This window comes from Stutzerimonas kunmingensis, from assembly GCF_014764705.1.
Lineage (GTDB): Bacteria > Pseudomonadota > Gammaproteobacteria > Pseudomonadales > Pseudomonadaceae > Stutzerimonas.
The window spans coordinates 63,116-81,403 of record NZ_JACXXG010000010.1 but is presented as its reverse complement, the minus strand read 5'-3'; the positions used below and the strand labels follow the sequence as shown (position 1 = coordinate 81,403).

Sequence of the window (18,288 nt, the reverse complement as noted above, 5' to 3'; positions counted from 1 at the left end):
CGGCAGGGGACAAACCATCTGAAACGAAAAGGGCGCATCAATGCGCCCTTTTCGTTTTTGCTGTTCAAACCATCATCAGGTATGCGCCGAGGGCGGCACCAGCACCTTGCGGCTGTCGATCACCTGACGCCAGGTGGGATTGCCAGCGGTCTCATCCATCGCCTGCTGCATCGCGCGAATACGGCGCTTCTCGGCACGGCGGCTGAGGTACCAGGCGAGAAAGGTAGCCAGCGACACGCTGAGCAGGATCAGACTCGCCACCGCGTTGATCTCCGGCTTCACGCCCAGGCGCACGGCGGAAAAGATCTCCATCGGCAAGGTGGTCGAGCCCGGCCCGGAGACGAAGCTGGCCAGTACCAGATCGTCCAGCGAGAGGGCAAAGGAGAGCATGCCGCCGGCCGCCAGCGAGGGCGCGATCATCGGCATGGTGATCAGGAAGAACACCTTCCACGGCCGCGCTCCGAGGTCCATCGCCGCTTCCTCGATGGACAGGTCCAGCTCGCGCAGGCGCGCCATCACCACTACCGCGACGTAGGCCGAGCAGAACGTGGTGTGGGCGATCCAGATGGTCACCAGCCCGCGTTGCGCCGGCCAGCCGATCAGTTGCGCCATGGCGACGAACAGCAGCAGCAGGGACAGACCGGTGATCACTTCCGGCATCACCAGCGGCGCGGTGACCAGGCCACCGAACAGCGTACGGCCGCGGAACACCGGGATACGGGTGAGGACGAAAGCCGCCATCGTGCCCAGAGCCACCGCGGCAATCGCGGTATAGGCCGCGACTTCCAGCGAGCGCATTACCGCGCCCATCAACTGGGAGTTGTCGAGCAGGCCGGCGTACCATTTCAGCGACCAGCCACCCCACACCGTCACCAGCCGCGAGGCATTGAACGAGTAGACGACCAGGATGACCATCGGCAGGTAGATGAACAGCAGCCCGAGCACCAGGATCAGGTTGGAAAAGCTCCAGCGTTTCATAGCTTGCCCTCCAGTTCCTTGGCCATGCTTGTGAATGAAGAGCCGGTTGAACAGGACAGACAGCGAGTTGGGTAGGTCATAGCTTGCCCTCCAGCTCTTTCGCCTGGTTCCGGTTGAACAGGATGATCGGCACCAGCAGGATCGCCAGCATCACCACCGCCAGCGCCGAGGCCACCGGCCAGTCACGGTTGTTGAAGAATTCCTGCCAGAGCACCTTGCCGATCATCAGCGTCTCCGGACCGCCGAGCAGCTCGGGGATGACGAATTCACCCACCACCGGAATGAACACCAGCATGCAGCCGGCGATGATGCCGTTCTTCGACAGCGGCACGGTGATCTTCCAGAAGCTGGTGAGGTTGCGCGCGCCGAGATCGGAAGCCGCCTCGAGCAGGCTCGGGTCATGCTTCACCAGGTTGGCGTAGAGCGGCAGGATCATGAACGGAAGGTATGAGTAGACCACGCCGATATACACCGCCGTATCGGTGTTCAGAATCTGCAGCGGCGCGTCGATCAGGCCGAGACCCTGCAACAGTCCGTTGAGGATGCCGTTGCTGCTGAGGATGCCCATCCAGGCGTAGACGCGAATCAAGATGGCGGTCCAGGTCGGCATCATGATCAGCAGCAGCAGAACCGTCTGCAGATCCTTGCGCGCACGGGCAATGGCGTAGGCCATCGGATAGCCGATCAGCAGGCAGAGCAGCGTGCTGAATAAGGCAATCTTCAGCGAGCCCAGATAGGCCGCCAGATACAGTTCGTCTTCGCTGAGGAAGATGTAGTTGCCCAGGTTGATCAGCACCTGCAGCTGCTGGTCGGCGTAGGCGAAGATGTCGGTGTACGGCGGAATGGCCACATCCGCTTCGGCAAAGCTGATCTTCAGGACGATGGCGAAGGGCAGCAGAAAGAACAGCATCAGCCACAGGAAGGGCACGCTGATGACCAGTCGGCGCCCGGTATTCAGGGGCGAGCGCTTCATGCCTGCAACACCACGCCGCTGTCATCCCACCAGTACACGTACACCTCTTCCTCCCAGGTCGGCAGCTTCACGTGACGTTCGGCGTTGGCCATGAAGGCCTGCAGCACACCGCCGGACGGCAGCTTGATGTAGTACACCGAGTGGCCGCCAAGATAGGCGATGTCGTGCACGACGCCTTTGGCCCAGTTGTAGCCGGGGCGCTCCAGTTCCGGCAGTTCGGTGCCGATCAGCAGCTTTTCCGGGCGGATCGCGTAGGTGATCTGTTTGTCCTGCGCGCGGGTACTGATGCCGTGGCCGACGTAGATCGGGTTCTCAAGGCCTGGGCTGGCGATGACGGCGTGGTCGCCCATGTCCTCGATCAGCTCGCCGTCGAACAGGTTGACGTTGCCGATGAACTCGCAAACCAGGCGGCTCGCCGGGGTCTCGTAGATGTCCATCGGGCTGCCGACCTGGGCGATCCAGCCCAGATGCATGATGGCGATGCGTTCGGCCATGGTCATGGCCTCTTCCTGGTCGTGGGTCACCATCACGCAGGTCACGCCGACGCGCTCGATGATCTGCACCAACTCAAGCTGCATCTGCGAGCGCAGTTTCTTGTCCAGCGCGCCCATGGGCTCATCGAGCAGCAGCAGCTTCGGCCGCTTGGCCAGCGAACGCGCCAGGGCGACGCGCTGGCGCTGCCCGCCCGACAGCTGATGCGGCTTGCGTTTGGCGTACTGGGTCATCTGCACCAGGCCGAGCATCTCCTTCACCCGCGCCTCGACTTCCTGTTTCGGCAGGCCATCCTGCTTCAGGCCGAAGGCGATGTTCTGCTCCACCGTCATGTGCGGGAACAGGGCGTAGGACTGGAACATCATGTTGATCGGCCGCTCGTAGGGCGGCATGTCGGTGATGTCCTGGCCATCGAGGAAGATGCGCCCCTCGGTGGGCCGCTCGAAGCCGGCGAGCATGCGCAGCAAGGTCGACTTGCCCGAACCCGAGCCACCGAGCAGGGCGAAGATTTCGCCCTGATGGATGCTCAGCGAGACATCATCGACCGCCACCGTTTCGTCGAACTTCTTGGTGACGCGGTCGATCTTCAGCAGCACCTGCTTGTTCTTGCTTTCGCCACTGAGGGCTTTCTTGTAGGCGCTGGAGGCAACGGCCATGCGCGAACTCCCGAAATGAAAAAGGTTGGCCGGCCTGGGCCGGGGATCTAATGGTCGTTGCAGAGAGCGCGTCGCCTGACATGCTCCCGATCGGCCGGTTCCGATTCGTCACCGGCAATGCCGCAGACGAAACGGGAACAGACCATGGAATTCACTTGCCGGATTTCACCTTGGTCCAGGAGCGGGTCGAAAGACGTTGAATCTTCGGCGGCAGCTCAGCGGAGACATACAGCCGGTCGAGCACTTCCTGCGGCGGATACACCGACGCATCGCCACGCACCTCCTGGTCCATCAGCTCGCCCGCCTTGAGATTGGGGTTGGCGTAACCGACGTAGTCGCTCACCGCGGCAATCACCTCGGGGCGCAGCAGGTAGTTGATGAAGGCATGGGCTTCTTCGACATTGCTGGCATCCGCGGGGATGGCGAGCATGTCGAACCAGAGGTTCGCGCCCTCCTTGGGAATGGCATAGGCGATCTCGACACCCTTGCCGGCTTCCTCGGCGCGGGCGGCGGCCTGGAACACATCACCGGAGAACCCGGCGGCGACGCAGATATTGCCATTGGCCAGATCGGAAATGTACTTGGACGAGTGGAAATAACGTACATGCGGCCGCACGGCCAGGAGCTTCTCCTCGGCCTTCTGATAGTCCGCCGCGTTCTCGCTGTTGGGGTCGAGCCCCAGGTAATTGAGCATGGCCGGGATCATCTCATCGGCCGAATCGAGGAAGGCGATGCCGCAACTGGCCAGCTTCTCGGCGTTCTCCGGTTCGAAGATCACCGCCCACGAGTCGATCGTGTCGACACCCAGTGCGGCCTTGACCTTCTCGACGTTGTAGCCGATGCCGTTGGTGCCCCACAGATAGGGCGCCGCATGGGCATTGTCGGGATCGTTCTTCTGCAGCTGCTTGAGCAGTGCCGGATCGATGTTTTCCCAGTTCGGCAGCTTGCTCTTGTCCAGCGGCTGGAAGGCACCGGCGCGAATCTGCTTGCCGAGAAAATGGTTGGAAGGCACCACCACGTCGTAGCCGCTACGGCCGGCCAGCAGCTTGCCTTCAAGGGTTTCGTTGGAATCGAAGACATCGTAGACGGGCTTGATGCCAGTCTCCTTCTCGAACTCCTCCAGCGTCGTTTCGCCGATGTAATCCGACCAGTTGTAGATATGCACGGAGGCGGCCTGGGCGGTGGCCGCACCGGCTACGGCGGCGGCGACGATCAACGACTTGAGTGTCGAGCGCATGGGATGAGTCCTCTTGTTACAGGCCGCGCGTGATCCCGGCGGGAAAGGCGGGCTGTTTATTGGAAAAACCTCTGAAAATCAACAGATTTGATGCAAATGTCGGTGCATCACAAAAGACAGGGAACGTGGCTACGCGACGAGCTGCGCTCAACCGGGCTCCGGTGCCGGTACGCATGCTCCATGCGGCCCGGCAACGGATCGGTCGTATTAGCGGCCCGACTTGATCTTGGTCCAGCTGCGGGTCATGGCGCGCTGGGTTTTCGGATCGAGGTCGGGGAAGGTGTACAGCTTCTTCAGCACGTCCTGGCTCGGGTAGATGCCCGGGTCGGTGCGAATCGCTTCGTCCACCAGCGGGGTGGCCGCGGCGTTACCGTTGGGGAACTGCACGTAGTCGGTGATCGACGCCATGACTTCAGGCTTCATCAGGTAGTTGATGAAGGCATGGGCGCTGTCGACGTTCTTCGCGTCAGCCGGTACGGCCAGCATGTCGAAGAAGCTGCCGGCACCTTCCTTGGGAATCTTGTAGCCGACGTTGACGCCGTTGCCGGCTTCCTCGGCGCGCGCCTTGGCCTGATAGATGTCACCCGAATAGCCGATCGCCACGCAGGACTCGCCATTGGCCAGGTCGGAGATGTACTTGGAAGAGTGGAAGTAGGCCACATGCGGACGGATCTGCATGAACAGCTCTTCGGCCTTCTTCAGCTCGTCGGCCTTGCCGCTGTCCGGGGCGTAGCCCAGATAATGCAGGGCGGCGGGCAGGATTTCGGTCGGCGAATCGAGGAAGGAAACGCCGCAGGACTTCAGCTTCTCGATGTTTTCCGGCTTGAACACCAGGTCCCAGGAATCCACCGGCGCGTTGTCACCCAACACGGCCTTGACCTTGTCGACGTTGTAGCCGATGCCAATGGTGCCCCACATGTAGGGAATCGAATACTGGTTGCCCGGATCACTCGGATCCAGCGCCTTGAGCAGGTCCTTGTCGAGATTTTCCCAGTTCGGCAGCTTGGACTTGTCCAGCTTCTGGAACACGCCGGCCTTGATCTGCTTGGCCAGGAAGGGGTTGGATGGCACCACCACGTCATACCCGGAGCTGCCAGCCAGCAGCTTGGCTTCCAGCACTTCGTTGCTGTCGAAGACGTCGTAGACGACCTTGATGCCGGTTTCCTTGGTGAAGTTCTCTAGGGTGTCTTCGGCGATGTAGTCGGACCAGTTGTAGACGTGCAGAACCTTTTCCTGGGCCTGCGCAGCCCCGGCAACGGTGCCGGCCAGCGTCATGGCAAGTAGTGTCTTGGCGAAGGGATTCATCCGTGCAGCTCCTGTTGTCATCATTAATGTCGGGGCAGTGGAACAGGCCATGAACACGCGGCGGCCTGGCGGTGTGGCGGCATCGACACACCCTCGGCCGATCTGGCCTCCAGCACGCGCGCAGTCTGGCAAGGTCAGGACCCACTTTTCAACAAGCCGAACGCACAGCGGTGCAAACGACAACCTTAGCTCAGCTGGCGCGGGCTGCCGCCCGGCTCAACCCAGCGCATCCTTGGCCGTGGCATCGAGGCACAACCGCACCTTGCCGACCAGCTCGTCGATCTGCTCTTCGCTGATCACCAGCGGCGGCGAGATGATCATGGTGTCGCCAACCGCACGCATCACCAGGCCGTTGCGGAAGCAGTGCTCGCGACAGAGCATGCCCACGCCGGGATCGGCAAAGCGTTCGCGGGTCTTCTTGTTCTTCACTAACTCGAGCGCGCCGAGCAGGCCGACGCCACGCGCCTCGCCTACCAGCGGATGCTCGAGCAGCTCCTGCCAGCGAGACTGCAAATAGGGTGCCGTCTTCGTTTTCACACGCTCGACGATCTTCTCCTCGCGCAGGATGCGGATGTTTTCCAGTGCCACCGCGGCGGCCACCGGGTGTCCCGAGTAGGTGAAGCCGTGATAGAACTCGCCGCCTTCGTTTAGCGTGTGCACCACTTCGTCGCGCACCACCACGCCGCCCATGGGGATGTAGCCTGAGGTCAGGCCCTTGGCGATCGGCATCAGGTCCGGCTCGAGGCCGTAGTAGTCGCTACCGAACCACTCACCGGTACGGCCGAAGCCGCAGATGACCTCGTCGGCGATGAAGAGGATGTCGTAGCGCGCAAGGATTTCCTTGACCCGCGGCCAGTAGCTCTCGGGTGGGATGATCACGCCGCCGGCGCCCTGGATCGGTTCGGCGATGAAGGCGGCGACCTTGTCCTCGCCGACCTCGAGGATCTTCTGCTCCAGCTGGTCGGCGATGCGCACGCCGAACTCTTCCGGGCTCATGTCGCCGCCCTCGCCGAACCAGTAGGGCTGGTCGATATGCTCGATGCCGGGGATCGGGCCGTCGCCCTGCTCGTGCATGGCCTTCATGCCACCGAGGCTGGCGCCGGCGATGGTCGAGCCGTGATAGCCATTCCAGCGGCCGATGACCACCTTCTTCGCCGGCTGGCCCTTGATCGCCCAGTAATGGCGCACCATGCGCAGCACGGTGTCGTTGGCCTCCGAGCCGGAGCCGGTGAAGAACACGTGGTTCATCCCGGCCGGCGCGATGTCGGCAATCGCCTTGGCCAGCGCCACGGCCGGCGGGTGAGCGGTCTGGAAGAACAGGTTGTAGTACGGCAGCTCGCGCATCTGCCTGGTCGCGGCCTCGACCAGCTCCTCGCGGCCATAGCCCAGGTTGACGCACCAGAGCCCGGCCATGGCGTCGAGGATCTTGTGGCCTTCGCTGTCCCACAGATAGACGCCTGACGCCTTGGTGATGATGCGCGTGCCTTTGGCGTTCAGCGCCTTGTAATCGGTGAACGGCGGCAGATGATGGTCGCGGCTCAGCGCTTGCCAGTGCAGGGTTTGCGAATCGCTCATCAGTCACCTCTCGATAAAAGTTCGTGCATGTTCGGTGGACGAGAAAAGCGTCATCCACCCTACGACCGGCTCCGGCGGAAGCGGCCCTACACCGACAGCATCAGGAATTCCCGCTCCCAAGAGCTGATCACGCGGTGGTAGTTCTCCTGCTCGGCGCGCTTGACCGCGACGTAGCCGGTTATGAATTTCGGGCTCAGGTATTTCTCCAGCTCGCGACAGGTTTCCATCCTCTCCAGCGCTGCTTCCAGGGTCAGCGGCAGGCGCAGGTTGCGCCGTTCATAGCCACGGCCCTTGACCGGTTGGCTCGGTGGCAGCTGCTCGACCATACCGATATAGCCGGACAGGAGGCTCGCGGCGATGGCCAGGTAGGGGTTGGCGTCGGCGCCCGCGAGGCGGTTCTCGACGCGGCGGTTCTGCGGGTCGGAGTCCGGCACGCGCAGGCCCACGGTGCGGTTCTCCTCACCCCACTCGACGTTTACCGGCGCCGAGGTGTCGGGCAGGAAGCGGCGGAACGAATTGACGTTCGGCGCGAACATCGGCAGCAGCTCGGGGATGTACTTCTGCAGGCCGCCGACGTGGTGCAGGAACAGCTGGCTCATGGAGCCGTCTTCACTGGAGAAGATGTTGCGCCCGGTCTTGAGGTCGATGACGCTCTGGTGCAGGTGCATCGCGCTGCCTGGCTCGCCGGTCATCGGCTTGGCCATGAAGGTGGCGGCAACGTTGTGCTTGAGCGCCGCCTCGCGCATGGTGCGCTTGAACACCAGGATCTGGTCGGCCAGGTGCAGTGCTTCGCCGTGACGGAAGTTGATCTCCATCTGCGCGGTGCCTTCCTCGTGGATCAGGGTGTCCAGATCCAGGCCCTGCGCTTCGCACCAGTCGTACATGTCCTCGAACAGCGGATCGAACTCGTTGGCGGCGTCGATGGAGAACGACTGGCGGCCGGTTTCTTGGCGGCCTGAGCGGCCGATCGGCGGCTGGAACGGCAGGTCCGGGTCCTCACAGCGCTTGGTCAGGTAGAACTCCATCTCCGGCGCGACGATGGGCTGCCAGCCACGGTCGGCGTACATCTTCAACACGCGCTTCAAGATGTTGCGCGGCGACAGTTCGATGGGATTGCCCATCTTGTCGTAGGTGTCGTGGATCACCTGGGCGGTGGGCTCGATGGCCCAGGGCACGAGAAATACGGCGTTCGGGTCAGGGCGGCAGAACATGTCGATGTCGGCTGGATCGAGCAGCTCGTAGTAGATATCGTCCTCGACGTAATCGCCGGTAACGGTCTGCAGCAACACGCTTTCCGGCAAGCGCATGCCTTTCTCGCCGAGGAACTTGTTGGTTGGTGAAATCTTGCCGCGGGCGATCCCGGTCAGGTCGCTGATCAGGCATTCCACTTCGGTGATCTTGTGTTCTTTCAGCCAGCCGGTGAGCTGGTCGAGTTGGATACTCATGTTGACCTCGGGGTTGCTGGGGAGGGCCGCCTGGGTCGGCCGTCAGCGTTGTCGGGCGCGCGCCTCGCAGGCTTCGGCGAAGCCGCGAAACAGCGTCAGATAATGCGGATGCTCGTGAACCTTCCACTCCGGGTGCCACTGCACGCCGAGGGCGAAGCTGCGCGCCTGCTCGACAGAGAACGCCTCGATCAGTCCGTCCGGCGCCAGCGCCTCGATGCGCAGACCGGCTCCAAGCCGCTCGACGCCCTGGCCATGCACCGAGTTGACCTGGATCTGCGCCGGCAGGCCCAGCCGCTCGAGTAGCCCGCCCGGCTGCACGTGCAGCGGATGGCTGAGTCCATACTGCACCTCCAATGGATCGTCCGGACGTTCGCGGTGGTCCTGATACGGGCCGGCTTCGTGAACCTTCTGGTGCAGGCTGCCGCCAAAGGCCACGTTCATTTCCTGAAACCCACGGCAGATGCCGAACACCGGGATGCCCGCCTCGACAGCCGCGCGAATCAGCGGCAGAGTGAGACGGTCGCGCAGCGGATCGTGATGGGTGCCCGTCTCGCTCGCCGGGCCGCCATAGTGATGTGGCTCGACGTTCGACGGCGAGCCGGTGAACAGCAGGCCATCGAAGGTCTCCAGCAGGGCCGCCGGGTCGATCAGCTCATCCAGCGCCGGAATCACCAGCGGCACACCGGCAATCGCCGCGGCACGCAGGTACTTGTCACCGGCGATGTGGAAACCGTGATGTCCGATCTGCTTGGTACAGGCCGAAACGCCGATCAGAGGCTTGCGAGGCATGGGATACTCGTTGTTCGAATGGGGCATACCGGAGAGTAGTCTTGTTCATTTTTATAGACAATAGCCCGAGCATTAGCCCGGTGCGCGATGGATTCAGCGCACCGGAGATGCCCCAAAAAAGGCCCATTGTGGGCACTCATGGGGCGCTGGCGGGCTACTATTGACAGTGAACAGGCTTTTCGATTGACTCCCAGACAAGCATCTGATGATTGAAATTTTTAACAATTAAGGTAATTCATCATGGCCCCGCCGCGTGCCGTTCAGCTCAACGAAGCTAACGCATTTCTCAAGGAACATCCGGAGGTTCAGTACGTCGATCTGCTGATCACCGACATGAATGGAGTCGTGCGCGGCAAGCGCATCGAGCGCGCCAGCCTGCACAAGGTCTACGAAAAGGGCATCAACCTCCCCGCTTCGCTGTTCGCCCTCGACATCAACGGAATCACCGTTGAAAGCACCGGCCTTGGCATGGATATCGGCGACTCCGACCGCACCTGTTTCCCGATCCCCAACACGCTGTGCAAGGAACCCTGGCAGAAGCGTCCCACTGCGCAGCTGCTGATGACCATGCACGAGCGCGACGGCGACCCCTTCTTCGCCGACCCGCGCGAGGTCTTGCGCCAGGTGGTGAGCAAGTTCGACGAGCTGGGCCTGACCATCTGCGCCGCCTTCGAGCTCGAGTTCTATCTGATCGATCAGGAGAACATCAACGGCCGGCCGCAGCCACCGCGCTCGCCGATCTCCGGCAAGCGCCCGCACTCGACCCAAGTCTATCTGATCGACGATCTCGACGAGTACGTCGATTGCCTGCAGGACATTCTCGAAGGCGCCAAGGAACAGGGCATTCCGGCCGACGCCATCGTCAAGGAAAGCGCCCCGGCGCAGTTCGAGGTCAACCTGCATCACGTCGCCGATCCGATCAAGGCGTGCGATTACGCGGTGCTGCTCAAGCGCCTGATCAAGAACATCGCCTACGACCACGAGATGGACACCACCTTCATGGCCAAGCCCTATCCGGGCCAGGCCGGCAACGGGCTGCACGTGCACATCTCGCTGCTCGACAAGAATGGCAACAACATATTCGCCACAGAGAATCCGCTGGACAGCGAGCCGCTGCGTCACGCCATCGGCGGCCTGCAGCAGACCATGGCGGCCTCGATGGCCTTCCTCTGCCCCAACGTGAATTCCTATCGCCGTTTCGGCGCCCAGTTCTACGTGCCCAATGCGCCGTGCTGGGGCATGGACAACCGCACCGTGGCGCTGCGCGTGCCGACCGACAGCCCCGACGCCGTGCGTGTGGAACATCGGGTCGCCGGCGCCGACGCCAACCCCTACTTGCTGCTCGCCGGCATCCTCGCCGGGGTGCACCACGGCCTGACCAACAAGATCGAGCCGGACGACCCCATCGAGGGCAACTCCTACGAGCAAGTCGAGCAGAGCCTGCCGACCAACCTGCGCGACGCCCTGCGCGAGCTGGACGACAGCGAGATCATGGCGCGCTACATCAGCCCGGACTACATCGACATCTTCGTCGCCTGCAAGGAAAGCGAACTGGCCGAGTTCGAACACTCGATCTCGGACCTCGAGTACAACTGGTATCTGCATACCGTCTAGCCGCAGGCCCGTGTGCAGCGGGGCGACCGCCACGGCGGTTTGCATCCGCCGCCGTGCTGGCTTCAAATAGGCCGATGACCAAGCCCAGCCCCGCGACGCCCAGTCGCCGCCCGCGCGCCAGCAGCCAGGCGCGCATCCGCCAGATTCTCTCCAGCGCCCGTGAACTGCTCGCCGAGCAGGGTGCCGCGACGCTATCGGTGTACGCGGTGGCGGAGCGCGCCGGCATTCCGCCCTCTTCCGTCTACCACTTCTTCTCCGGCGTGCCGGCATTGCTCGCGGCGCTCACCGCCGATGTGCACGCGACGTTCAGGGACAGCCTCGAGCAGCCCATCGATCACCAGAGCCTGAGCAGCTGGCGCGACCTGTCGCGACTGATCGAACAGCGCATGCTCGGGGTCTACGAACAGGACAGCGCCGCCCGCCAGCTGATCCTCGTGCAGCACGGCCTCGGCGAGGTAACGCAGACCGATCAGCGCCTGGACCTGGAACTCGGCCAGGCGATGCAGGCCGTGTTCGAGCGACATTTCGCCCTGCCGCCTCTGCCGCAGGACATCGATGTGTTCGCCATGGCCGTGGAACTCGGCGACCGCGTCTATGCTCGATCGATACAGCTGTACGGCAGCCTGACGCCACGCATGGCCGAGGAAGGCCTGCGTGTATTCGATGCCTATCTCGGCCTGTATCTGCCGCCATGCCTGCCGAAGCGGGAAACACCGAACCACTGACCGATAAATATCGATAAACGGTCAGCCCTTTCTTTGCCATCGGCGTTCAGCCCCCTATCAATCCAGATAACTATCGAATAAATTTGCGCTTTCGATAGCCGTCGCCCTTTCAACTGCAGCCGCGAGGTTTCCATGTCCCGAGTCGTTACCGTTGCCGCCACCCAGATGGCCTGTTCCTGGGATAGCCAGGCCAACATCGCCAATGCCGACAAGCTGGTGCGCGAGGCCGCCACCAAGGGCGCGCAGATCATCCTCATTCAGGAGCTGTTCGAGACGCCCTACTTTTGCCAGAAGCCCAATGCCGAGTACCTGCAGCTGGCGACGCCGGTCGAGGAAAACCCGGCCATCCAGCATTTCCAGAAGGTCGCTGCCGAACTGCAGGTGGTGCTGCCGATCAGCTTCTTCGAGCTGGCCGGACGCGCCCGCTTCAATTCCATCGCCATCATCGATGCCGACGGCAAGCTGCTCGGCGTCTACCGTAAAAGCCACATTCCGGATGGCCCCGGCTACCACGAGAAGTACTACTTCAACCCGGGCGACACCGGCTTCAAGGTGTGGAACACCCGCTACGCCAAGATCGGCGTGGCCATCTGCTGGGATCAGTGGTTCCCCGAAACCGCGCGCAGCATGGCGCTGATGGGCGCAGAACTGCTGTTCTACCCGACCGCCATCGGCAGCGAGCCGCACGACCCGAACATCACCTCGCGCGACCACTGGCAGCGCGTGCAGCAGGGCCATGCCGGCGCCAACCTGATGCCGCTGATCGCCAGCAACCGCATCGGCCGCGAAGAGCAGGACGGCTACGACATCACCTTCTACGGCTCGTCATTCATCGCCGACCAGTTCGGGGCCAAGGTCGAGGAAATGGACGAAACCAGCGAGGGCGTGCTGGTGCACCAGTTCGATCTCGACCAGCTCGAACACATCCGCAGCGCCTGGGGCGTGTTCCGCGATCGCCGGCCGAATCTCTACGGCTCGATCCGGACCTTGGACGGCTCGCAGCCTTCAGAGTGAGCCGCGCGCCCGCCGCTACGAACCACGGGAAAGGCCTGTCCTTTTCCGCTTCATGAGAGATGCAGATGACCACCCTGACCACCACGCCGCGTACCGATGGCTACTTCATGCCCGCCGAATGGGCACCGCACAGCCAGACCTGGATGGTCTGGCCGCAACGCCCGGACAACTGGCGTGACAACGGCGCGCCCGCGCAGGCCGCGTTCACCGCTGTCGCCAAGGCCATTGCACACTTCGAGCCGGTTACCGTCTGCGCCAGCGCCGAGCAGTACCTCGCAGCCCGCGCGGCACTGGACGATCCGCGCATCCGCGTGGTGGAACTGAGCACCGACGACGCCTGGGTGCGCGATACCGGGCCGACCTTCGTCATCGACGACCAAGGCGGCCTGCGCGGCGTCGACTGGACGTTCAATGCCTGGGGCGGTGAAGACGGCGGCCTCTATGCCGACTGGCAGCGCGACGACGAAGTGGCGCGTAAGATCCTCGAACTCGAATACTGCGACCGCTACCGCACCGAGGGCTTCGTGCTCGAGGGCGGCTCGATCCACGTCGACGGCGAGGGCACGCTGATCACCACCGAGGAATGCCTGCTCAATCGCAATCGCAACCCGCATCTGTCCCGCGAGCAGATCGAGAGCGTGCTGCGGGAACAGCTGGCAGTGGACAGCATCATCTGGCTGCCGCACGGCCTGTTCAACGATGAAACCGACGGCCACGTCGACAACTTCTGCTGCTTCGTGCGCCCGGGCGAAGTACTGCTGGCCTGGACCGACGATGCGAACGACCCCAACTTCGAGCGCTGTCAGGCGGCCATGGCCGTGCTGCAGAGCGTTCGCGACGCCAAGGGCCGCACGCTGACGGTGCACAAGATGCCGATTCCCGGCCCGCTGCATGCGACTGCCGAAGAATGCGCCGGGGTGCTCGCGCTGGACGGCAGCCAGCCGCGCGACCCGTCGATACGCCTGGCCGGCAGCTACGTGAACTTCCTCATCGTCAACGGCGGCATCATCGCCCCAGCCTTCGGCGACCCGCTGGACGCCGAAGCCGAGCGCATCCTGGCGCAGGTATTCCCGGAGCACCGGGTCGTCATGGTGCCTGGCCGCGAGATCCTCCTCGGCGGCGGCAACATCCACTGCATCACCCAGCAGCAGCCGGCACCGCTGAACCGATCAGCCATGTAGTTGATCCCCTGGGCGGGTCAACATGGCTGTAATGAGGAGACTGCGCACCGTGCGAATCAGAGCCTTCCTGCTATGCATGCTACTGGCGCCATCAGCGCAGGCCATCGAGCCGTATTCCTGCCGCAATGGATTCTTTCCGGCCTTCGCCGGCGCGGTAAGGCATGCGGAGGTTGTAGCCAATGCAGATCAACCCGTGCATTTTCGCGATGACGCGGTTGGCTGCCCGGAGCAGGAATCCTGCATCCGACGCGCCTATCTGGTGAATGGTGACAAGCTGCTGGTCGGCAAGGAGACGGATGGCTGGGCCTGCGCCTGGTATTTCTCCAGCAAGCGCGAGTTCGTCGGCTGGCTGCCCGCGCACCACGTCCGTACCGACCACGCTACGCCGGTACCCACGGCCGGCGACTGGATCGGCCGCTGGCACCCCATCGCGGGTAGCAACAGCATCCTCATTACCCAGCCCTCCCCCGACGAACCCTTCGCCGTTGAAGGCGAGGCCATGTGGCAAGGCGGCCTCAACAGCTACGGAGAGCCAATCGTTCATGTCGGGGCATTCTCCGGCCATGGTCGTCCCTCCGACGACCTGCTGAAGATCAGCGAAGGCGATGACGAGTACGACTGCCAGGTGACCCTGCAGCATGTCGCCGGCAATCTGGTGGTGACCGATAACAGCCACTGCGGCGGGCTCAACGTGCGCTTCGACGACGTATACCGCAAGTCGCGCTGATGCCAGAGCCCGGCAGGCCCCCGCTGACTTGAAGCCCTGTCGATCTGGTCTACATTTGGGGTTCGCTTGACCGTTGGTGCGGTCACACATCCCAGCGCCCGTCAGGAAACACCTCTTGTCGATCCCCCTTTCAGTCCAGTTCGTGCTGCTGTCGCTCGCTCTCGCAGCCAGTGGCTGCAGCGAAGAAGAGGGCTCAGCATCCATTCCCAAGGCCGCTAATGCCGCTCCGACGCTGGAGCAGCTGCCCAAGTGTGAACGGATCGCGGCACGACTCACGCCGCTTCTGGATGGTCTGGCCCTCGTGGATCAGGACGATGGTGGCCGTTACGACAATGTGACCGTCTATGGCATCAGCTGCTCCTGGCTTTCCCGGGAAATGCAGAACGCGGATATCTCCCAGCAAGTCAAAGGTGGCGGTCTTTCCATCGGCATCTCTGTCGACGAAACACCCTCGGACGAACAGATGCTTCGCAAAATGGGCATGGTCCATGACGACGCCCGCGCCGAGGATATCGGCGGCTTCGTGGTAGATGTCAGCAAGCGTATGGACCCCAGCGCTCAGCTGGGGATCATCGGCCCTCAGGTGGTCGTCGGCCGGGTCACCGTCACCGCGACGGCTGCCGGTATCGCCCTGCAGAAAGTGGAGAGCATGGAGTACATCACCAACGACCAGGCGATCGAGGCAGCCATCGCCATTCACCGAATGCTTCGCTGAGTCGAATCACAACCAACAGGCCGAAACCACTGAGGCCTCGCCACGCACCAAAAAAACAAGTACTGATCATAGGAGCAATCATGTCTTCAGCCATCCACCTGCCATCCCTGGCACTCGCCGCAGCGTTCACGCTGATCAGCTCGATCACTCAGGCGCAGGAGTCGGATCAACAGATGATGACCAACATGCACGCGCAGCTGGCCAAGTTTGGCGGCGCCATGCATGTGACAGCTAAAGTCTGCGACGACTACACCGACGAGAAACTTGCCGAGCATAGAGAGCAGCAAAAAACCCAGGCGACCCGCGCCGGGATGGACCCGGCAGCTTTCGATACGGCCTTTGCCGACGGCGTCAAGGAGAGCGAGGCAAAGTGGAAGGATGTCCCCGCGTCCGAGCGTCAGGCGAAATGCACCGAGTTCAAGCAGCAGATGGAGAGCTTCGGGCAGCAGCTTGGCCAGTGACGACAGAGCGCGCCGGGCAAGCCAGCCCGGCCAGCCCGCCGCAATTAGCCGACGATCACCTGGTTCTTGCCTAGGCGCTTGGCGGTGTACATCGCCGCGTCGGCGCGGGCGAACACGCTGCTCAGCTCGGGATCGCTGGCTTTCAGGTAGGTCAGGCCCAGGCTGGCGGTGACGCGGAAACGCTCGCCGTTGTCGGCGGTAAACACCACCCGTTCGATCTCGCGCTGCAGGCGTTCGGCGATCTGTTCGGCCAGATCCGGCTGACAGCCTGGCAGTACCGCGGCGAATTCCTCACCGCCGATGCGCCCGAACAGGTCGCTCTGGCGCAGCACGGCGGCGCCGCAGCGGGCCACCTTCTGCAGCACCTGATCGCCCATCTGGTGGCCGTGGGTGTCGTTGATGCGCTTGAAGTCATCGATATCCAGCAGCAGAAACGCCAGCGAGGAAGCAAACTGCCGCGCCCGCTCGAACTCGCCGCGGGCGCATTCGAAGAAGTGCCGGCGGTTGCTGCTCTGGGTCAGCACATCGGTAGTGGCCAGACGCTGCAGTTCGCCTTCGAGCTGCTTCTTCTCGGTGATGTCTTCGGCGATACCCACAATGATCGGGCCCTGGCCACGATCGGCGCGGCGGCCGAGGAAACACTTGTCGCTCAACCAGCGCAACTGCCCGTCTCCACGGATGATGCGGTACTCGCGGGTTTCCACCGCGCCCTCGTCGAGCACGGCGAGCATGCTCTTCTGCGCAAACTCGACGTCATCCGGATAGATCGCATTGCGCCACTCGCCGTAATCGGCCAGCAGCAGGGCCGGCGAGCGACCAAAGATGCGCTCGTAGGCCGGGCTGACGTAGATCATCCGCTGCGCCTGCCAGTCGAACGCCCAGAGCACGGCGTTGACGCCGCCCAGCAGGGTGCTGAACAGTTGCTCGCGCTCGCCCAGGCGGGCAGCCTCCGCGCGCGCATGCATCAGCGCCAGCAATGTCTGCGCATCGCCGCCCGGTAGCATGCCCATACCCGAATCACCCTGATTACTCGCCAGCCGCATAGCCTTCTTCCTGAAACGACCGTCGCGATTGCGACGGTACTGCATGTTGAGAATGCTGTTCAGAGAGCCGGCCAGAAGCAAAGTTCCGGCCGGCTGCAGGCCTTGTGCTTGAGCCGATGGAAGGTCAGGCGATGGCGACCGGCGGGCGCAGGGAATAGGTCCGCAGATGCTCGGCGAATTCGCGCAGCGACTGGATGCCGCTGGCTTCCGCTTCGTGCACCCACTGCTTGATCGCCGCCAGCATTTCGTGGCCGTTCGAGCTGGTTCGCGTCCAGATCTGCTGCAGCGCCAGACGCTTCTCGTAGATCACCTTGAGCGACTGGCTCTGCGCCAGCATGTCGTCGATGTGCGCCTGCTGCTCCTGCTGCAGCAGACTCGGCTCCCGCGCCAGCAGACGCTTGGCCCGGCGCAGTTGATGACGCAGCGTGGCGTCGGCGCGGCCAAGTTCCTGGCGCACCAGCGGCACGATGACCAGCTTTCGGTACTGCGCCATGATCTGGAAACGGTTGTTGAGGATCGCCATGGCGCTGTCCATGTCCAGCTGCTGCTTGCCCTCGATGCGGTGGGCGATCGGCGCGGTACGGTTGACCTTGGCCAGCCGCAGCAGGCTGAACAGGCGAATCCAGGCCCAGCCCATGTCGAACTCCCATTTGCGCACCGACAGCTTGGCCGAGTTCGGATAGGTATGGTGGTTGTTGTGCAGCTCCTCGCCGCCGATGAGGATGCCCCAGGGCACGAGGTTGGTCGCCGCATCACGGCATTCGAAGTTGCGATAACCGACCGCGTGACCGAGACCGTTGACCACGCCGGCGGCCCAGAACGGAATCCAGATCATCTGCACGGCCCACACGGTGAGGCCGAGCACACCGAACAGCGCCAGGTCGATCAGCAGCATCAGCACGATGCCGGTATTGGGGAAACGCGAATAGAGGTTGCGCTCGATCCAGTCGTCCGGGCAGTTCTTGCCATAGATGCGCAGGGTTTCCTCGTTCTTCGCCTCCTCCATGTACAGCTCGGCGCCCTTGCGCAGCACCGTGCTCAGACCCTTGTGCACTGGGCTGTGCGGGTCATCGGGGGTCTCGCATTTGGCGTGGTGCTTGCGATGGATGGCAGTCCACTCGCGGGTGTTCATTGCCGTGGTCAGCCACAGCCAGAAGCGGAAGAAATGCTTGAGTGCCGGATTCAGCTCCAGCGAGCGGTGCGCCGAGTAACGGTGCAGGTAGACCGTGACGCTGACGATGGTGACGTGAGTCAGCAGCAGCGTGGTCGCGATGAGTTGCCAGACCGACAGGTCGAGTAAACCGGTGTGCCACATGATAACGGGGTGCCTCTTGCAGAACGGTGCACCAGCGACGTCC

Annotated in this window: 17 protein-coding genes; 7 read left to right on the top strand and 10 right to left on the bottom strand. The window is 63.0% G+C overall.

Going from position 1 to position 18,288, the window contains the following annotated elements; translation table 11 throughout:
• Positions 1-75 precede the first annotated feature (75 nt).
• From IEG05_RS10420 to IEG05_RS10385, 8 genes are all read right to left on the bottom strand, one after another.
• The gene (locus tag IEG05_RS10420; RefSeq protein ID WP_046618190.1) at positions 76-978 is read right to left on the bottom strand and encodes an ABC transporter permease subunit; all 903 of its coding nucleotides are present in this window, start codon (positions 976-978) and stop codon (positions 76-78) included.
• A gap of 76 nt (positions 979-1,054) precedes the next feature.
• Positions 1,055-1,951: an ABC transporter permease subunit gene (locus tag IEG05_RS10415; protein ID WP_046618192.1), complete on the bottom strand. Its 897-nt coding sequence runs from the start codon at positions 1,949-1,951 to the stop codon at positions 1,055-1,057.
• Positions 1,948-3,099: a polyamine ABC transporter ATP-binding protein gene (gene potA / locus IEG05_RS10410; RefSeq protein WP_023445773.1), complete on the bottom strand. Its 1,152-nt coding sequence runs from the start codon at positions 3,097-3,099 to the stop codon at positions 1,948-1,950. The genes IEG05_RS10415 and potA overlap by 4 nt, the downstream gene beginning before the upstream one ends.
• Positions 3,100-3,250: 151 nt before the next feature.
• A complete protein-coding gene (locus IEG05_RS10405; protein WP_023445772.1) occupies positions 3,251-4,336 on the bottom strand; it encodes a polyamine ABC transporter substrate-binding protein in 1,086 nt (361 codons plus the stop codon).
• 207 nt (positions 4,337-4,543) lie between these two features.
• Entirely contained in the window at positions 4,544-5,641 is a 1,098-nt protein-coding gene (locus IEG05_RS10400) for a polyamine ABC transporter substrate-binding protein (RefSeq protein ID WP_046618193.1), read from the bottom strand.
• A gap of 216 nt (positions 5,642-5,857) precedes the next feature.
• A complete protein-coding gene (locus IEG05_RS10395; RefSeq protein WP_014822167.1) occupies positions 5,858-7,216 on the bottom strand; it encodes an aspartate aminotransferase family protein in 1,359 nt (452 codons plus the stop codon).
• 86 nt (positions 7,217-7,302) lie between these two features.
• Positions 7,303-8,661, bottom strand: a complete 1,359-nt coding sequence (locus tag IEG05_RS10390) for a glutamine synthetase family protein (protein ID WP_046618195.1) — start codon at positions 8,659-8,661, stop codon at positions 7,303-7,305.
• 42 nt (positions 8,662-8,703) lie between these two features.
• Positions 8,704-9,450, bottom strand: a complete 747-nt coding sequence (locus IEG05_RS10385) for a gamma-glutamyl-gamma-aminobutyrate hydrolase family protein (RefSeq protein ID WP_046618196.1) — start codon at positions 9,448-9,450, stop codon at positions 8,704-8,706.
• Positions 9,451-9,690: 240 nt separating this feature from the next.
• Between IEG05_RS10385 and IEG05_RS10380 the strand changes: the two genes are divergently transcribed.
• From IEG05_RS10380 to IEG05_RS10350, 7 genes are all read left to right on the top strand, one after another.
• Positions 9,691-11,064: a glutamine synthetase family protein gene (locus IEG05_RS10380; RefSeq protein WP_014822170.1), complete on the top strand. Its 1,374-nt coding sequence runs from the start codon at positions 9,691-9,693 to the stop codon at positions 11,062-11,064.
• Positions 11,065-11,138: 74 nt separating this feature from the next.
• On the top strand, positions 11,139-11,789 hold the full coding sequence (locus IEG05_RS10375) for a TetR/AcrR family transcriptional regulator (RefSeq protein ID WP_041015507.1): 651 nt from the start codon (positions 11,139-11,141) through the stop codon (positions 11,787-11,789).
• A gap of 132 nt (positions 11,790-11,921) precedes the next feature.
• Positions 11,922-12,803 (top strand): N-carbamoylputrescine amidase, encoded by an 882-nt coding sequence (gene aguB, locus IEG05_RS10370; protein WP_046618198.1) that lies wholly within the window; start codon positions 11,922-11,924, stop codon positions 12,801-12,803.
• Between the two features lie 65 nt (positions 12,804-12,868).
• Complete coding sequence (gene aguA, locus IEG05_RS10365; protein ID WP_046618199.1) at positions 12,869-13,984, top strand: agmatine deiminase; 1,116 nt, start codon at positions 12,869-12,871, stop codon at positions 13,982-13,984.
• Between the two features lie 49 nt (positions 13,985-14,033).
• Entirely contained in the window at positions 14,034-14,711 is a 678-nt protein-coding gene (locus IEG05_RS10360; RefSeq protein ID WP_046618200.1) for a hypothetical protein, read from the top strand.
• Between the two features lie 115 nt (positions 14,712-14,826).
• On the top strand, positions 14,827-15,426 hold the full coding sequence (locus tag IEG05_RS10355; protein WP_046618201.1) for a hypothetical protein: 600 nt from the start codon (positions 14,827-14,829) through the stop codon (positions 15,424-15,426).
• A gap of 80 nt (positions 15,427-15,506) precedes the next feature.
• Positions 15,507-15,887: a hypothetical protein gene (locus IEG05_RS10350; RefSeq protein WP_046618202.1), complete on the top strand. Its 381-nt coding sequence runs from the start codon at positions 15,507-15,509 to the stop codon at positions 15,885-15,887.
• Positions 15,888-15,931: 44 nt separating this feature from the next.
• Here the strand turns inward: IEG05_RS10350 and IEG05_RS10345 are convergent, their stop codons facing one another.
• Positions 15,932-16,930 (bottom strand): GGDEF domain-containing protein, encoded by a 999-nt coding sequence (locus IEG05_RS10345; RefSeq protein ID WP_041015512.1) that lies wholly within the window; start codon positions 16,928-16,930, stop codon positions 15,932-15,934.
• 124 nt (positions 16,931-17,054) lie between these two features.
• The gene (gene desA / locus IEG05_RS10340) at positions 17,055-18,245 is read right to left on the bottom strand and encodes a delta-9 fatty acid desaturase DesA (protein ID WP_046618203.1); all 1,191 of its coding nucleotides are present in this window, start codon (positions 18,243-18,245) and stop codon (positions 17,055-17,057) included.
• Positions 18,246-18,288: the final 43 nt, after the last annotated feature.

Bases quoted from the DNA above. Each gene is read 5' to 3' on its own strand.
- IEG05_RS10420 (WP_046618190.1), bottom strand. From the start codon at position 978: ATGAAACGCTGGAGCTTTTCCAACCTGATCCTGGTGCTCGGGCTGCTG.
- IEG05_RS10415 (WP_046618192.1), bottom strand. From the start codon at position 1,951: ATGAAGCGCTCGCCCCTGAATACCGGGCGCCGACTGGTCATCAGCGTG.
- potA (WP_023445773.1), bottom strand. From the start codon at position 3,099: ATGGCCGTTGCCTCCAGCGCCTACAAGAAAGCCCTCAGTGGCGAAAGC.
- IEG05_RS10405 (WP_023445772.1), bottom strand. From the start codon at position 4,336: ATGCGCTCGACACTCAAGTCGTTGATCGTCGCCGCCGCCGTAGCCGGT.
- IEG05_RS10400 (WP_046618193.1), bottom strand. From the start codon at position 5,641: ATGAATCCCTTCGCCAAGACACTACTTGCCATGACGCTGGCCGGCACC.
- IEG05_RS10395 (WP_014822167.1), bottom strand. From the start codon at position 7,216: ATGAGCGATTCGCAAACCCTGCACTGGCAAGCGCTGAGCCGCGACCAT.
- IEG05_RS10390 (WP_046618195.1), bottom strand. From the start codon at position 8,661: ATGAGTATCCAACTCGACCAGCTCACCGGCTGGCTGAAAGAACACAAG.
- IEG05_RS10385 (WP_046618196.1), bottom strand. From the start codon at position 9,450: ATGCCTCGCAAGCCTCTGATCGGCGTTTCGGCCTGTACCAAGCAGATC.
- IEG05_RS10380 (WP_014822170.1), top strand. From the start codon at position 9,691: ATGGCCCCGCCGCGTGCCGTTCAGCTCAACGAAGCTAACGCATTTCTC.
- IEG05_RS10375 (WP_041015507.1), top strand. From the start codon at position 11,139: ATGACCAAGCCCAGCCCCGCGACGCCCAGTCGCCGCCCGCGCGCCAGC.
- aguB (WP_046618198.1), top strand. From the start codon at position 11,922: ATGTCCCGAGTCGTTACCGTTGCCGCCACCCAGATGGCCTGTTCCTGG.
- aguA (WP_046618199.1), top strand. From the start codon at position 12,869: ATGACCACCCTGACCACCACGCCGCGTACCGATGGCTACTTCATGCCC.
- IEG05_RS10350 (WP_046618202.1), top strand. From the start codon at position 15,507: ATGTCTTCAGCCATCCACCTGCCATCCCTGGCACTCGCCGCAGCGTTC.
- IEG05_RS10345 (WP_041015512.1), bottom strand. From the start codon at position 16,930: ATGCGGCTGGCGAGTAATCAGGGTGATTCGGGTATGGGCATGCTACCG.
- desA (WP_046618203.1), bottom strand. From the start codon at position 18,245: ATGTGGCACACCGGTTTACTCGACCTGTCGGTCTGGCAACTCATCGCG.